This is a genomic window from Paenibacillus agaridevorans (genome assembly GCF_018604145.1).
Lineage (GTDB): Bacteria > Bacillota > Bacilli > Paenibacillales > Paenibacillaceae > Pristimantibacillus > Pristimantibacillus agaridevorans.
On sequence record NZ_CP075889.1, the window covers coordinates 927,953 to 944,131 of the forward strand.

General features: G+C 53.3%; 16 protein-coding genes. 14 read left to right on the forward strand and 2 right to left on the reverse strand.

Annotated features, from left to right (window positions below; all coding sequences use genetic code 11):
- The first annotated feature begins 120 nt into the window (after positions 1–120).
- Positions 121–1,254 carry a tRNA guanosine(34) transglycosylase Tgt gene (tgt, locus tag KJW29_RS03710; RefSeq protein ID WP_108993610.1) on the forward strand — a complete coding sequence of 378 codons (1,134 nt, stop codon included), beginning with the start codon at positions 121–123 and terminating at the stop codon, positions 1,252–1,254.
- A 14-nt stretch (positions 1,255–1,268) separates the two neighbouring features.
- Entirely contained in the window at positions 1,269–1,586 is a 318-nt protein-coding gene (gene yajC / locus KJW29_RS03715; protein ID WP_214628792.1) for a preprotein translocase subunit YajC, read from the forward strand.
- A gap of 98 nt (positions 1,587–1,684) precedes the next feature.
- Here the strand turns inward: yajC and KJW29_RS03720 are convergent, their stop codons facing one another.
- A complete protein-coding gene (locus KJW29_RS03720) occupies positions 1,685–2,077 on the reverse strand; it encodes a TIGR04086 family membrane protein (RefSeq protein ID WP_087566497.1) in 393 nt (130 codons plus the stop codon).
- Positions 2,078–2,325: 248 nt separating this feature from the next.
- Between KJW29_RS03720 and KJW29_RS03725 the strand changes: the two genes are divergently transcribed.
- The gene (locus KJW29_RS03725; RefSeq protein WP_214628793.1) at positions 2,326–3,108 is read left to right on the forward strand and encodes a YetF domain-containing protein; all 783 of its coding nucleotides are present in this window, start codon (positions 2,326–2,328) and stop codon (positions 3,106–3,108) included.
- Here the strand turns inward: KJW29_RS03725 and spoVB are convergent.
- Entirely contained in the window at positions 3,101–4,657 is a 1,557-nt protein-coding gene (spoVB, locus tag KJW29_RS03730) for a stage V sporulation protein B (protein WP_214628794.1), read from the reverse strand. The two genes, KJW29_RS03725 and spoVB, sit on opposite strands and share 8 nt — an antisense overlap.
- Before the next feature lie 222 nt (positions 4,658–4,879).
- On the opposite strand from spoVB, the gene KJW29_RS03735 reads away from it, so the two are divergent.
- The 11 genes from KJW29_RS03735 to KJW29_RS03780 all read left to right on the forward strand — a co-directional run bounded on the left by KJW29_RS03735 (position 4,880) and on the right by KJW29_RS03780 (position 16,173).
- Entirely contained in the window at positions 4,880–5,119 is a 240-nt protein-coding gene (locus KJW29_RS03735) for a post-transcriptional regulator (RefSeq protein ID WP_087566494.1), read from the forward strand.
- An 81-nt stretch (positions 5,120–5,200) separates the two neighbouring features.
- Positions 5,201–6,436: a protein translocase subunit SecD gene (gene secD / locus KJW29_RS35930; protein ID WP_087566493.1), complete on the forward strand. Its 1,236-nt coding sequence runs from the start codon at positions 5,201–5,203 to the stop codon at positions 6,434–6,436.
- Entirely contained in the window at positions 6,426–7,346 is a 921-nt protein-coding gene (gene secF / locus KJW29_RS35935) for a protein translocase subunit SecF (protein ID WP_246608562.1), read from the forward strand. Before secD ends, secF begins: the two co-directional genes overlap by 11 nt.
- A gap of 51 nt (positions 7,347–7,397) precedes the next feature.
- On the forward strand, positions 7,398–7,814 hold the full coding sequence (locus KJW29_RS03745) for a cation transporter dimerization domain-containing protein (protein WP_087566491.1): 417 nt from the start codon (positions 7,398–7,400) through the stop codon (positions 7,812–7,814).
- 33 nt (positions 7,815–7,847) lie between these two features.
- Positions 7,848–9,872: a single-stranded-DNA-specific exonuclease RecJ gene (gene recJ / locus KJW29_RS03750; RefSeq protein WP_214628795.1), complete on the forward strand. Its 2,025-nt coding sequence runs from the start codon at positions 7,848–7,850 to the stop codon at positions 9,870–9,872.
- Between the two features lie 41 nt (positions 9,873–9,913).
- Complete coding sequence (locus tag KJW29_RS03755; protein ID WP_108993605.1) at positions 9,914–10,444, forward strand: adenine phosphoribosyltransferase; 531 nt, start codon at positions 9,914–9,916, stop codon at positions 10,442–10,444.
- Positions 10,445–10,715: 271 nt separating this feature from the next.
- Entirely contained in the window at positions 10,716–12,899 is a 2,184-nt protein-coding gene (locus KJW29_RS03760; protein ID WP_087566488.1) for a RelA/SpoT family protein, read from the forward strand.
- Between the two features lie 20 nt (positions 12,900–12,919).
- Positions 12,920–13,363 carry a D-aminoacyl-tRNA deacylase gene (gene dtd, locus KJW29_RS03765; protein ID WP_214628796.1) on the forward strand — a complete coding sequence of 148 codons (444 nt, stop codon included), beginning with the start codon at positions 12,920–12,922 and terminating at the stop codon, positions 13,361–13,363.
- A 98-nt stretch (positions 13,364–13,461) separates the two neighbouring features.
- On the forward strand, positions 13,462–13,632 hold the full coding sequence (locus KJW29_RS03770) for a hypothetical protein (protein WP_179215355.1): 171 nt from the start codon (positions 13,462–13,464) through the stop codon (positions 13,630–13,632).
- A gap of 277 nt (positions 13,633–13,909) precedes the next feature.
- Positions 13,910–15,547: a response regulator transcription factor gene (locus KJW29_RS03775; RefSeq protein ID WP_214628797.1), complete on the forward strand. Its 1,638-nt coding sequence runs from the start codon at positions 13,910–13,912 to the stop codon at positions 15,545–15,547.
- Positions 15,547–16,173: an SGNH/GDSL hydrolase family protein gene (locus KJW29_RS03780; RefSeq protein ID WP_214628798.1), complete on the forward strand. Its 627-nt coding sequence runs from the start codon at positions 15,547–15,549 to the stop codon at positions 16,171–16,173. Before KJW29_RS03775 ends, KJW29_RS03780 begins: the two co-directional genes overlap by 1 nt.
- Positions 16,174–16,179: the final 6 nt, after the last annotated feature.

Genomic DNA, 16,179 nt, shown 5'->3' on the forward strand with positions numbered 1-16,179 from the left:
TCCATATTCGATGTCGAGTACGCTTCATGGCCTACTTCGTGATCAAAAGCGGACTTTTTGAACTACCTTTTAATTAACGGACGAACCAATTAACGTCCGCAAGAATAGGAAGCGAGAAGAGTGGCGGTTAAATACGAATTTATTAAAGAATGCAAGCAATCCGGCGCCAGGCTGGGACGCGTTCATACTCCCCATGGCATTATCGATACGCCTACCTTTATGCCGGTCGGCACGCAAGCGACCGTAAAGACGATGAGCCCCGAAGAGCTCAAGGATATGGACGCCCATATTATTTTGAGCAACACGTATCATCTGTTCCTGCGTCCTGGGCATGGCATCGTTAAGCAAGCAGGAGGACTGCACAAGTTCATGAATTGGGATCGCCCCATCTTGACGGATAGCGGCGGCTTCCAAGTGTTCAGCTTAAGCGAGATGAGGAAAATTACCGAAGAGGGCGTACACTTTCGTTCCCATCTAAACGGCGACAAGCTGTTCATTTCTCCGGAGGTCGCCATGGAAATCCAGAACGCTCTGGGCTCCGATATTATGATGGCCTTCGACGAATGTCCGCCTTACCCGGCGGAATACGAATACGTGAAGCAATCCACGGAGCGGACGTCCCGTTGGGCCGAGCGTTGCCTTGCCGCGCATGCCAGACCGCAGGATCAAGCCCTGTTTGCTATCGTACAAGGCGGCATGCACAAAGATTTGCGCATTCAGAGCGCCAAAGATTTGACTTCCATGGATTTCCCGGGGTATGCTATTGGTGGACTGAGCGTAGGCGAGCCGAAGCACTTGATGTACGAGGTGCTGGATTACACCGTTCCCGAGCTGCCTGCCGACAAACCTCGTTATTTGATGGGTGTCGGATCGCCGGACGCATTATTGGAAGGCTCCATCCGCGGAATCGACATGTTTGATTGCGTCCTGCCTACACGCATTGCGCGCAACGGGACAACCATGACAAGCAGCGGAAGACTGGTCATCAAGAACGCGAAGTTCACGGAGGACTTCGGCCCGCTGGATCCGAATTGCTCCTGCTATACTTGCAGGAATTATTCGCGCGCCTACATCCGACACTTGCTTAAGGCGGACGAGACCTTCGGCATTCGACTTACGACCTATCATAATCTGCATTTCTTGCTGCAATTGATGCGCGATGTCCGTCAAGCCATCATGGAGGATCGTCTGTTGGATTTCCGCGATTCCTTCTTCGAGGCTTACGGACTGAACGATAATGACAAAGGATTCTGAAAGGGGTGAATAACATGTCTCAATTATTGGCAGAAGGCGCAGGCGGTACCCAGAACATTTGGGGGCTAATCATGCCTTTCGTACTGATGTTCGCAGTTTTCTACTTCTTGCTTATTCGACCGCAACAGAAGAAATCGAAAGCTCGCAATTCCATGTTGAGCCAGATCAAGAAGGGCGACAAGATTACGACGATCGGCGGTCTTCACGGTACAATCGTGGAACTAACCGACGATACGGTCGTCTTGCGCGTCAACGACACGACAAAGATGACTTTCGAGCGCAGCGCTATTAACGGCGTTGTCAGCGCGGCACCTGCTGTTGCATCAGAGTAGTAGAACAAAACAAAAACGGCTTGCAGAGATTATTTCTCCGCAGGCCGTTTTTTTGTGTCAAACGATTTCACTTTACGGCCGGAGGCATCCGCTCTTCGTTAACGTTTTAGGTTGACGCCAACCATGCCGCCTAGCGCTCCAGCTACAAGCACGGCGCCTAGCATTAACAAACTGCTCCAAGAGATGGACGCATTGGAGGCAAGGAAGCTGACGATGATGACGAGGATTCCGTAGATGCCGCCAAGCAGTCCGCCATTATACCAGCCTCTTCGCTCCGATCTTTTGCCCGAAGAGAATCCCCCGGCTAATGCCGAGGCGGCGTGAACGAGCAATGCGTATGTGCCAAGCTCGTTTTCCCGCATGTTGCCGAAATGAAGCATAAAGGACAGCAGCAAGGCGCCTGCTGCCAGCCAAATCAAGGAGAATACGACTCCCGCGAGTAATGGTGGTCCGATTACGGGCGTTTTGGGGGCTTGCTTGACGGAACTCATCCTATTCCTCCTCCAGTTCAAAGGTATTAGTACACCATATGGCCAAGCTGGAGGAAATAGTACAAGTTGCTGTTCAAAAAGTCCGCTTTTGATCACGAAGCATGCAAAGAAGCAATTGCCATATATTCGTGTCGGATTTGCCGTATGACGGAATGTCGTCAAGGTCAGAATAGCTGTACGAGCTTGAACGCCTTCCACTTGCACGGTGGCAGGCCGCTTGGCGAAACTATCGGAGGAGGCGCTAATCAATGGAGTTGTGGAGCCTGTTGATCCGGACGACCGTCATCTATTTCGTCGTATTCGTCATCATGAGACTGATGGGGAAGCGGGAGATCGGCAAGCTGTCGGTGTTAGACTTGATCATTTCGGTCATGATCGCGGAGATTGCGGTCATTGTTATAGAAGACGTCAACCGGTCCATGTGGGACGGCATCATACCTATGGCTGCATTGCTCGTCATCCAGGTGACGATGGCGCTGTTATCGATGAGCAATCGCAAAATCCGTCTATTCTTCGACGGCAAGCCGAGTGTGGTTATTGCAAAAGGGAAAATAAATCGCGATGTGATGAAGAAGCAGCGTTACAATCTGGATGATCTCATGCTTCAGCTGCGCGAAAATAAAATTACGTCCGTTGCAGACGTTGAATTCGCTATTCTGGAGACGAGCGGCAAGCTGTCCGTTATTCCGAGGGATGATGCAGATCACGGGGAGGAAGTCGCCAAAGAGCAAACAGCAATTTCCGTACCCCAAAGTTTGGCCAAAAACAGTCGGCAAGGCAGCGGTGAGCGAATCAGTAACGCTGGTAACGGGGTCATTCCGCCAAGTTACCGTTTTGAAATATTGCCAATTCCGCTAATTATGGATGGAAAAGTACAGGATGAGAATTTGTCGAAGATCGAAAAAACACGATTCTGGCTAAAAAACGCGCTGCAAGAGGAAAATGTCCACGACTTCAAGGAGGTTTTCCTCTGCACGATTGACCATAAGGGCAAATTATTCGTGGATGTGCATCATAAAAGATTTACCTGAACCATGCACCGATCCAGGGAATACGCGAAATATCATGCCTGTCTATAATTTTCATCCAGATCATGAGCACAATGTAAAGGATAACGCTAAAAAAACAAGCTGACACAAGCGCGATCCATTCCAGCGAGATCGGCATCCGATGCATGAGCCACTGGGCGGCTGCCCCCATAATGACCATTGCCGCACCGACTTTAATGAAGTCGGCGAATTGCATGCGGAAGCCGATATATTTAAGAACGCTGATGCCATGAAGTACGGTGACGAGAACAATGTTAACGTTGATGGCGATAAGCGCGCCGTAAATACCGAGCTCGGGCTTGGAAGCGAGCTGTACAATAAGGACCAGCTTGATCCCGGCTGCCAGAAACGTATTCGTTAAGGCGGCACCTGGTCTGTCTAGCGCTTGAAGCGCGGCTTGCAAGGGAGCCTGCAGATAAATAAAAAGTCCGACGGGTGCAATTAGCCGGAGCATGGGCGCATATTCCTCATGAGCATAGATAATGCGACATAGCGGCTCTGCAAACAAAGTCATGACAACTACAAACGGAGCGCCTGAGACGAGCGCGATCCGCATGGATTGATGCATGCGCTTCTGAATTAATGCTTTATCGCCTCGCGCTGCCGCCTCCGAAAGGGACGGGACAAGCGAAACGGCCAGCGAATACGTCAGAGCCGTCGGCAGGAGGATCAGCGGGATAATCATGCCTTGCAAAGCGCCGTATTGTGCCGTGGCAATGCCCGTCGCGATACCCGCCACAGCAAGGCTCTTCGCCGTAAAGATGGATTCGAGCAGGTAGGATAAGGAGCCGACAAGCTTGCTGCCTGTCACGGGCATGGAAAGTCCGATCAGCCGTTTCAAAATAGGCGAATTGTCGTTTGGCGCAAGCGTCCCGCGATGAGCCTTTTTCCCCCTGTCTCCCCGTTTCGTGCGATAATGCCAAAGCAAAGCCGCCAGTCCGCCGACCTCTCCGGCAACGACCCCCAGCATGGCCCCGGCCGCAGCCCATTCCAGCCCGTATGGCAACAGCAAATAGGCGAAGACAAGCGACGCAACAATGCGGATAATCGTCTCGATCGTCTGAGACAGGGCGCCGGGAATCATGTTTTGTTTGCCCTGGAAGTAGCCTCGGTATACAGACGATACGCCGATTATGACCAGCAGCGGCGACATCACCATAAAGGTCTGGTAAACGCGGGTATCGGGCAGCAGATAACGAATAATAGAAGGAGCGAACAACAGCATCCCGAGGGTAAGCACAACGGATACGGCTACAGTGAGCAGCATCGCGGTGCGGAATATATAACGCACGCGGTCGGTATCGCCGGCGGATTCCGCTTCGGCAATCCACTTGGCGATGGCAAGCGGGATGCCTCCCGTTATTAACGTTAGCATAACGATGAGGAACGGATAGGAGAGCTGATAGAGGCCGACGCCTTCCGCTCCGATGATACGAGGCAGCGTAATTCGCGGCACAAAGCCCAACAGGCGATTTACGATGCCGGCTGCAAGCAGAATCATGGCTCCTTTGATAAACGTTTGTTTCGTCATGTCGAACACGTCAACTCCTTCAGCTTAGACCTTTGCCGCAGCAGCCCGGCCCGTTCCGCTCCGCTTGTCGGCTTGTACCGTCTATCTCTTATCTGTATGCGCGGCATGTCCCCTTAGATGTCTGCCATTTTCTTCTGACCGAAGCCCGGCAGGAGAATGGCTTTCGAGGTCGAATACATAGAAGGTGCAGAGCGTGCAGGAACGCGAACGGGAGGGTTAGCCATGGCGGATAATGAGCTTAGTGTGATGATCGAAGAGCTATGTATCAGCAAAGCGGAAGAATTCCGGCTCATCGGCTACGAGCATGTGACGGGCAAGGATGTATGGGAATGCGTTAGCGCGGGTTACGCCAAAAACGGACAGCCGGAGCTGCATCGATTGGTGAACGATATTTTGTCGCTGAAGGTCACTCAGTTCATGAACCATCTGACGATCAGCGCATACAAGGGAACCTCGTTCTAAAGATGAGGTTCTTTCTTTTTGACTCGTTTTTGCGGCATCTGTATAATGGGAATATTGAGATCATAAGGAGGATTCAGACGTATGTTCGGGAAGAGAATAGTAGCCTTCCTCGCGATCGTGGTCGTGGCGTTCGCCGTCATGGCCGGTACAAGCCCTTGGCTGCTGAAAGGCGTCAAGTTAGGCCTCGATTTAAAGGGCGGCTTCGAGGTGCTTTACGAAGCGGTACCTTATGAAGGGGGAGTAGCCGTCACGCCGGAGAGCTTGAAGCAGACGGCGAACAGCTTGCAGAAGCGTGTGGACGAATCCGGATTGGTAGAGCCTGAGATTACGACAGAAGGCGCCAACCGCATTCGTGTCAAGCTGCCAGGCGTAGAGAACGAAGAGGAAGTAAGAAATTTGCTCGCCAAGCCGATCAACCTGACTTTCCGCGCGCCGGACGGCGAAATTATGCTGACGGGAACGGACTTCGTGGAAAACGCGGCTGGACTTGAGTTCAATGAGCTTAACCGTCCTGTCGTCACGATCAAGCTAAAAAACGCGAAGAAATTCGAGGAAGTGACATCCAAGCTTGTTGGACAGACGATGTCGATTTATCTGGATGAACAAGAGATTTCGAGTCCGCGAGTCAATCAGGTTATTGCCAGCGACAGCGCAGTAATCGAAATGGGCAACTCCTCGACGCAAGAAGCAAGAGAACTGCGCGACCTGATCAACATGGGCTCGCTGCCGCTTAAGCTTGAAGAGAAGTACACGAATAGCATCGGGGCAAAGCTCGGCATGGAGTCGCTTAAGGATACCGTAACGGCTGGCATCCTGGGCTCGGTGATCGTCCTTGTCTTCATGATCATTATTTTTCGTTTGCCGGGCTTCGTTGCGGCGATCACGATCATCACTTATGCATGGATGCTTATTCTGGTTCAGAATTTGATGAACGCGACGCTGACGCTTCCCGGTATCGCGGCATTCGTCCTCGGCGTCGGGATGGCCGTGGACGCCAATATAATTACGGCGGAGCGCATCAAAGAAGAAATCCGGTCGGGCAAGAGCATGCTCTCTTCCCTGAAGGCGGGCTCCAAAAGCTCGTTCCGCACCATCATGGACGCTAACATTACGGGTATTATCTCCAGCGCCGTTCTGTACTTTATCGGCGACGGAGCGATTAAAGGTTTTGCGCTCACGATGATCTTTAGCATTCTGGTCAGCATCGTTACGAATATTTATTTCGCGCGTTTCCTTCTGGATATGCTCGTACGAAGCAACCGGTTCATGAAACCCGGCTACTACGGCGTGAAGGAGAGTGAAATCCGTGAACTTTGATACGAAAATTAGATACGATTTCGTCAAAAACCGGAACAAATATTTTATATTCTCGATCGGGCTCACTCTTGTGGGCATCATCTCGCTTATTCTGTTCCAGCTCAACTTGGGGGTCGACTTCAAGGCTGGAACGAACATCGACGTCTCCATCGGACAAAGCGTGACGCAGCAAGACATTAAGACAACGCTGGATGAAGCGGGTTTCCCGGACGAAACGCCGACGATCGGCGGGGCCAACAACGACCGCGCCACGATCCGTTTCAATGATATCCTGGATCAGGAGCAGTCGGCCAAGGTGCTTGAGGCGCTGAAGGCGAAATACGGGGAAGACGTTTCCTCCGAGGTAAACGTCGTGTCACCGGATCTGGCGCGGGAGCTGGGCATCAAGACGATCTGGGCGATACTGATCGCGAGCCTGGGCATCATGCTTTACGTCATGATCCGATTCGAGTGGCGTTTCGCGCTGGCCTCGAATATTTCTATCCTGTATGACAGCTTTGTCGTTATCGCGATCTTTTCCATCTTCCGCTTCGAGGTGGATCTGCCGTTTATCGCGGCCGTGCTCACGACGCTGGGATATTCCATTAACGATAAAATCGTCATATTCGATAGAATCAGGGAAAATCTGAGGTTCTCGCAGCACAAAAACGAAGAGCAGCTGGCTCATCTCGTTAATGCTAGTATTTGGCAAACGATGGCAAGGAACCTGTATACGGTATTAACGGTCGTTATCGTCACCGTATGTATATTCTTCCTGGGCAGCCCTTCCATCAAGATGTTCTCGCTTGCTCTGCTTGTCGGACTGGTCAGCGGTGCGTATTCTACGATATTTATCGCTAGCCCGCTGTGGTTCCTGTTAAAGCGCAAGGAGAAGCAGAAACCGAAGGCGGCAGCAAAGCCGACACCTTAATCTACAAGAATAAGCGATTGACGCTTGCGATCCAGGAGGTATTTGGCACATATGTCAACCAGAGAGCGAGAGGGCGGCAGACAGCCCGTTTACAAGAGACGCTTATGGGATTACGTGGCGAACATTCTGTTTCGTGGCAAAGGAAAAGTCGGCCATGATCGGAAGCAGGAGGAATCAGCGGAGGAGCTGATGGCGGTTGTTCAACGCGTAGAGGGCGTTGTTACGGTCCAGTCGATCCGGGCAAGAGAGCAGGGCCATTACGTTGTGGCGGAGATTGTCATCAGCGTCAACCCCCGTATTACGGTGCTGGAGGGACAGGACATTGCAAAACGGGTCAAGCTCCTCCTCATGCACCGATTCCTCCATCTCTCCGAGGTCATGATTTATGTGGAGCCTTATGATCCGGGTTATCCATACAAATCCAACCACGACCCTAATCAGGAGCAGATGCCCACACTGCTGCAATAGGGCCTCAGGGGCAGCAGGAAGGAGAGTAACCTGATGATTACAAGAAAGACCCGCTGGTTATTGGCGGAATGGACCGAAAGCAGCGAAAATAAGGCACGCCGGCTCTGCGAGGAGCTAGGCGTGCCTCCTCTTGTCGGCAAGCTGCTCGTCCAGCGCGGCTACGAGGACATAACCAGCGCGAGCCGCTTCCTTAATGGAGGCATGGAGGATCTGCATGATCCTTACTTGCTTCTTGGGATGGACGCCGCGGTAAACCGGATTAGATCTGCGCTGGAGCAAGGAGAGAAGGTGCGCATCTATGGCGATTATGACGCAGACGGCGTGTCCAGTACTTCCTTGTTGTGTCATGCTTTTCAGACATTAGGTCTTGATTACGATTATTATATTCCGCATCGCGCGCTGGAAGGTTACGGACTAAACAATGCCGCAATCCAGCTTGCGGCCGATCAAGGAGTAACGCTGATCGTAACCGTCGATACGGGCATCAGCGCTTACGAAGAGGTCGAATATGCCAAAACTTGCGGCGTTGACATCGTAGTTACGGATCACCACGAGCCTCCCGAGCGCATTCCGCATGCGGCGGCCGTCGTTAATCCGAAGCAGGAGCAATGCCCATATCCATTTAAGGGACTGGCCGGCGTTGGCGTAGCCTTTAAGCTTGCAACCGCGCTGCTGGAGCGCCCTCCAATGGAGTGGACGGATATTGTCAGCCTGGGTACCGTCGCGGACCTGATGCCGCTTAAGGATGAGAACCGGATCTTCGTCCGCAGCGGGCTTGAGCGCATGCGGCTGGAGCCATCCATCGGATTCCGTGCGCTTGCAGAGGCCGCTGGCCTTGAGCTGGAGGGAATCACTTCCACCGGTATCGCGTTTGGCATGGCGCCCCGCATTAATGCCGCAGGCCGTCTGGATCATGCCAAACGTGCGGTGGAGCTGCTTACGGCTGCCGATTACGACTCCGCCATTCTGGGAGCGATCGGACTGGACAGCCTTAACAAGGAACGTCAGCGAATCGTCGACGAGATGGTAAAGGAAGCGGACATGCAATGGCTCGGCAAACGCGGGGCTGCCGAAGCTGCAGGGACCGAGGAGCCCTCCGTCATTCTGGTCGCCGGCGTCGGCTGGAACGTGGGCGTAATCGGAATCGTCGCCTCCAAGCTGCTGGAGCGTTATTACAAGCCGGTCGTCGTGCTGGGCATTGACCCGGAGAGCGGCATGAGCAAAGGCTCGGCGCGTTCCATCGAGGGCTTTGACCTCCACGCGGCATTGACGGCATGCGAGTCTCTGCTGGATCATTACGGCGGACATCAGGCCGCGGCAGGGATGAGCCTTCATCGCGACAAGTTGGACGATCTGGAGGAGCGGTTGTCCTCGCTGGCGAAGACCTGGCTGTCCGAGGAAGATTGGATTCCGAGATCGCTTATCGATCTCCGCAGCAGCTTGCAGGACGCCACGCTGGAGACGATCTCCCAGCTGGCGCTGCTGGAGCCGTTCGGAGTCGGCAATCCGTCTCCGCGCCTGCTGTTCGAAGGGACCCGCGTCGCGGAACGTCGGGCGATCGGCAAGGAGTCCAAACATCTCAAGATGTCTCTTGGCAGCGGCAGAACAGGCCTGGATGTTATCGGTTTTGGCATGGGGGCCATGTCGGGAACGCTTGAGCCCGGTTGCCTTATCGACCTGATCGGCGAGCTGTCGATTAATGAATGGAACGGCCAGCGCAAGCCGCAGCTTATGCTGCAGGATCTCCATTACGAAAGGGAGCTGCCGGACGTGTTCCCCGCCCGCGAGCAATTTGGAGCCGTGTACCAGCAGCTCCGCAAAATTTCACGCGCGCAGGAGCGCGGGCTTGCCGAGAAGCTGGCAGCTCTCTGCAGCTTGACGGTGCCTTCGGTACGGCTTATGCTTGACGTATTCGAGGAGCTGGGCTTTATCGAGATAGGGGGAGGAACCGTCAACGTAGCCGTTTCTCCCGTAAAGCGGGAGCTGTCCTCCTCCAGCCGCTATCAGGCAGCGCTGAGCCGCTATCAAGGCGCGAGCGGCGCCAACTCGCCGGCCTGATCCTGAGCCTGACCTATTCAAGTAAGAAAGGAAGTTCCACCATGACAAGTTCAACTTATAACTTCAAAGACTACATTCGGGTCATTTCCGACTTCCCTCAGCCCGGCATCCGCTTTAAGGATATTACGACGCTGCTCAAAGACGGAGACGTCTATCGCGCAGCTATCGAACAGATGCGCGCGGCTGTCGAACATCTCAAGATCGACGTAGTGGCCGGTCCGGAGGCGCGCGGCTTCGTCGTAGGCGCGCCGCTCGCGCTGGCATTAGGCGTCGGCTTCGCGCCGATCCGCAAGAGCGGCAAGCTGCCTGGCGCGACGATCACGGCTAGCTACGATCTGGAATACGGCAAGGATCAACTGGCCATGCACACGGACTCTATCTCGCCGGGACAACGTGTTCTCATCGCAGATGATCTGCTTGCGACGGGCGGAACGATCGCGACCTCCATCAACCTCATCAAGCAGCTCGGCGGCGAGGTTGCAGGCGCGGCCTTTCTGATCGAGCTTGCGTACCTTACCGGCCGTTCCAAGCTGGACGGGGTCGATATTTTCTCGTTAATGACATACGAATAAGGGCAGCAACGGTTCAATTCCGCCTTGAAGCGGGACCCGGTCAAACGGCCTGGTACCCCTTCAAGGCGCTTTTTTTGTTGCGGGATGAGAGGTATCGTCGTTTTTTCTTCCTTGGAAGTTGACGCGGCGGGACAGTTACAGGCATAATATGAGAAAACCTTTAATGAGGCTTGTCGCCGGCGATTGACCGATCGGCTACCACTTATTCGAGGAACGGCCGGGACATCCAGAAGGGATGGGTTCGCCGTTTCTATTTGGGAAGGGACGTTTCATGGGCATAGAGCAATTACTTGAGAAGGCATCCGCATATATGAAAGAGCAGGATCTCGTGCGCATCAAGGAAGCCTACGACTTTGCGGAGCAGGCCCACCATGGACAAGTGCGGAAGTCGGGAGAGCCGTATATTCTGCACCCGGTAACGGTGGCGGATATACTCGTCGATATGGGGATGGATGTACTGTCGATCATTGCGGCGCTGCTTCATGATGTAGTCGAAGATACGACAGTAGACCTGCAGACGGTCCGCGCGAAATTTGGCGAAACCTGCGCCATGCTTGTCGATGGATTAACGAAGCTGGAGAAAATCCGCTTCCAGTCCAAAGAAGAGCAGCAAAACGAGAACTATCGCAAAATGTTCGTCGCCATGGCCCAGGATATTCGAGTCATTCTGATTAAACTGGCTGACCGCCTTCATAATATGCGAACGCTGAAGTTTCAATCGGAAGAATCGCAGAGGCGAATCGCTTACGAGACGCTGGAAATTTTTTGTCCCATCGCGCACAGGCTGGGCATCTCTGCCATCAAGTGGGAGATGGAGGACATTGCGCTTAGATACCTTAATCCACAGCAGTATTACCGCATCGCGAACCTTATGAAAAAGAAGCGCGCGGAACGCGAGCAATTTATCGACGACGTGATCTCGCGCATTCGCGAAAAGCTTGAGGAGATGGGGATCGAAGGGGATATTTCCGGACGTCCCAAACATCTGTACAGCATTTACAAAAAAATGACGGCGCGAAACAAGCAGTTCAATGAAATTTACGACCTGCTGGCGATTCGTATTATCGTTGAGAATATTAAAGATTGTTACGCGACACTAGGGATTATTCATACACTCTGGAAGCCGATGCCCGGCCGGTTCAAGGATTACGTGGCCATGCCGAAGGCGAATATGTACCAGTCGCTGCATACGACCGTCATCGGTCCTAATGGGGAGCCGACCGAGGTGCAGATTCGTACATGGGAGATGCATCGTACATCAGAATATGGAATCGCGGCTCACTGGGCTTACAAGGAAGGCATGATTGTTCCGGACGGCAACTTTGAGGACAAAATGTCATGGTTCCGCGAGATTCTGGAGCTGCAGCAGGAAACCAGGGACGCGGCGGAGTTCATGGAATCGCTCAAAATGGATTTTTTCGCCGATCTCGTCTTCGTATTTACGCCAAGCGGGGAAGTCATCGAGCTGCCCGCAGGCTCCGTGCCGCTGGATTTTGCCTATCGGATTCATACGGAAGTCGGCAATCGCACCATCGGCGCGAAGGTCAACGGGCGAATCGTGCCGCTGGATCATAAGCTAAAGACCGGCGACATCGTCGAAATTTTGACGTCGAAACACTCATACGGACCGAGTCAGGACTGGGTGAAGATCGCTCAATCTTCCCATGCCCGCAGCAAGATTCGGCAATGGTTCAAGAAAGAGAAGCGGGAAGAAAACGTGGCGAAGGGCCGCGAGATGCTGGAGCGTGAGCTAAAGCGTCTAGGACTGGAGCCTTCCGCTTGGATGGTCGACGACAAGCTGCAGGAAGCGGCGGCCAAATATACGTTTAACGACATCGAGGACATGATGTCCGCGATCGGCTTCGGCGGCATTACGGCCGCGCAGATCTGCACCAAAATGACGGAGAAGATGCGCAAGGAAGCGGAAGAGGCCAATCAGATCGAACTCACCGGCGAGATGAAGGAAATCAAAGCATCGGCGCCGAGCAAAAAAAGCAGGCCGAATCACGGCGTTACCGTCAAAGGCGTCGACAACTTGCTTGTCCGATTTGCCAGATGCTGCAATCCCGTTCCCGGCGACGCCATCGTGGGCTACATTACGCGCGGGCGCGGCGTATCCGTGCATCGCATGGACTGCACGAATATTCCGTTTGGGGAGGATGGCGAGGAAGCGGACCGCGTCATCGAAGTGGAGTGGGAGGATTCCGTCGAAGCGAATTATAGCGTCGACATCGAAATTACCGGCCACGATCGCAGAGGATTGCTGAACGAAGTATTGCAAGCCGTCTCCGAGAGCAAGACGAATATTAGCGCGGTGACGGGACGTTCCGTCAAGAATAAGATGGCGCTTATTCATATGACGGTGCTGATCCGCAATATTGATCACCTGTCATCTGTCGTTGAGAAGATCAAGCGGGTGCAGGACATTTACTCCGTACAGCGAATTATGCAGTAGCATTGAGGAGATTGAAACAGATGAGGGTTGTCGTGCAACGCAGCAAGGAAGCCAGCGTGTCGGTTGAGGGCGAGACCGTCGGAGCGATTCGGCACGGTCTCGTTCTACTTGTCGGACTTACGCATGAGGACGACAAGGAAGAAGTTCGCTGGATGGCGGACAAGGTGGCGGGACTGAGGATCTTCGAGGATGAAGGCGGGAAAATGAATCATTCCGTGCTCGACGTCGGAGGAGACATTTTATCGGTGTCGCAGTTTACGCTGTACGGGGATTGCCGGAAGGGAAGAAGACCGAACTTCATGGCTGCGGCAAAGCCGGAGCAGGCCGAAGAGCTGTACGATTACTTTAACGGGCTGTTGCGGGAAATCGGGCTGAAGGTCGAGACGGGCCGATTCGGCGCGATGATGGATGTTTCCCTTGTCAATGACGGCCCCGTCACGTTAATTTTGGAGAGCGGCGCTTAAAACAAGGGCATGTGTGGCAACAATAAGGGTTAGACGGCTTGTGCAGATTGGACGCCTTCGGGCTTCCGCGCCGCAATTCTTATTCGGGGGGACCGCGCATGCATCAATCTCGTAAGGAACAAGGGCTGGAGCGAACAAGCAGAGGACTGCTGCTGCCGGAGCGGAGAGAAGCTTTCGTTATGGCGGAGCTGGAGACCGACATCGCGAACGAAGATCAGCAGCGAGGCGGCCGTTCGCCGCTTGTAAGGAGGCCAGGGCTCGGTTTCTGAGCCTTTCCAGCCTACACTAAAAACGCTTTCGAAATTGTAATATTTCTGTAACGAAATTCTAACTTTCGCTTAACATCGTTAACCTATAATAGAACTCGACCCCCTTTTTTAAAATATAAATTACTTTGGACCTGCATGGTGTATGCAGGTTTTTTTCTGTCTTCCGAGGCGTTGCGCTTGCTGTATTACATAACATTCGACCATCATTCCATAAACTTGACCTAGTCGGTTCAATATATAATAAAGACAAAAGCTTATCTGTACCGGGGAGGAAACCATGTATAAGCTGATCATTGTCGATGACGAATATTCGACCCGAAACGGGCTGAAATTGTGCATCAACTGGTTCGAATACGGGATCGAAGTTGCCGGAGAAGCCGAAAATGGGATCAAAGGCATGGAACTGGCAGGCCGGATTCAGCCGGACATCGTGCTGACCGATGTGAAGATGCCTGGCATGGACGGGATCGAGATGGTAAATCGACTGAAGGGCCAACATCCCGATACGAAATTTGTATTCATCAGCGGCTATGACGATATCGAATATTTGAAATCCGCAATGAAGATGGATGCGGTGGATTATATTCTAAAGCCTGTCAATCTGGAGGAACTGAACGCGGTTATCGAGAAAATCATGGCGATGACGAAGCGGGAAGAAAACCGCAAGGACATGCTGCAGCAAATGAACGCCCGGCTGAACCAAAGTATTCCGCTCCTGCGGGAGAAGTTCTTCATTCAACTAATCCGCGACGGGCATGCGGACCGGATATCGATGGAGAAGCGCATAGATTTCCTTGATCTCAAGCTGTCGTACGATGCTCCCTACTGCGCGCTGATCATACGCATCAACAATCCAAGAACCGTATTCGCTACGATGACCGAGCAGAATACGCAGTTGATTTCATTCGCGATCCAGAACATCTGTCAGGAAATCGTAGACGCGCGCGTCTCCGGCAACGTGTTCGAGCATCAACGGGGCGAATACGTACTTCTCGTCGCGCTGCCGGAGGCGGAAGGGGAAGATATCATATTCCCGCTGGTGAGCGAATTGATGGGGAGCCTCAACGGATTCCTGAGCCGAATGACGGAGGCGATTAGCTTAACGATCGGCGTCGGCGGTACGGTGGAGCATATGGGATTGTTGGCCGACAGTTACAAGATGGCGGCAGAAGCGATCGAGCGCAAATTGTTCCTCGGCAAAAACCAAGTGATTACGTTCGACGTAATGGCCGCGCAGAAGGATGTCGATTACCGGCTCATCAATGAGCGCATGGCCGTCTTCGCGTCAGTCCTGAAGACAGGCGACATCGGCGAGGTGTCGCTGCAGCTTGATAAGTTGTTCGCGGAATTGCGCACAAGCGCGGGCATCGGCTTTATCGATTGCCAGCGTATCTGTCTGCAGCTGCTGCTCGTTACATCCCAATTTCTGTCCGAGTTCGGCATGCGCATGGGCGATCTCGGCGAGCGGGAATCCGATGCCTGGTCTCAGCTGATGAAGCTGGAGACGATTGACGATATGTGTCTCCATCTGAAGAACTACCTGACGGCAGTGTGCGAACGGATCGGGAGCCGTCAAGAGAAACCGATCCCGGAAGTCATCACGGCCATCATGCGAATCATTCATGAAAGATATTCGGACAACCTGACGATCGCGGATATTGCCTCGCAAGTGTATTTGGCCAAAACGTACATCTGTCTCTTGTTCAAGCAGGAAACCGGGGAAACGATCAACGAATATATCACAAGGGTGCGCATGGAGAAAGCCAAAGAAAGACTCACCGACAGCGACCAGAAGCTGTCGGAAATATGCTCGTCGATCGGATATGCCGAACCGAGCTACTTTACCAAACAATTCCGCAAGTATACGGGGATGAATCCAAGCGATTACCGGGACTTGCACAGGAGGATGAATTAATGGGCAACAACAGATGGCAAGGCGCAAGCTGGGCAACGCTGGGCGACAGCATTACCGCGGCCGGCGGGTACCAGCCGCTTGTTCAAGCGGAGCTAGGGTTCGCGAAGGTCGACAATTTCGGCCGAGGAGGGTGCCCGATGACGGCCGGCAGCGATCGGGACGACGGGGCAACCGTCTATATGGGCCGTAGCCTGGAACAAGCATACGATTGTTTGACCATCTTCGCCGGGACCAACGATTACCGGCTGAATATGCCGCTCGGCGCATTGCGGCCGATCGGTTCCGCGTTCGATATTCACACGTTCTTCGGCGCATACCAGTCGCTGATCGAGGAGCTGCTGACCCGTTATCCGCTCTGCAGGATGAATCTGTGGACACCGCTGCAACGGGACAAAGACGGGTACGATAGCGAGAAGCGCAACGACAAAGGCTGCTTGTTAGCGGATTACGCGGCTGCCGTTCAATCGATCGGACAGGCATATGCATTGCCGGTGCTGGACTTATATGCGGTTAGCGGCTTCAACAAGTTAACGCTGGATAGCTTCACGAATGATCGGCTTCATCCGAATCAGGAGGGATACCGGCGAATCGCCCAGACGGCGGCTTCGTTTCTGGCAGCGATCTAAATGACG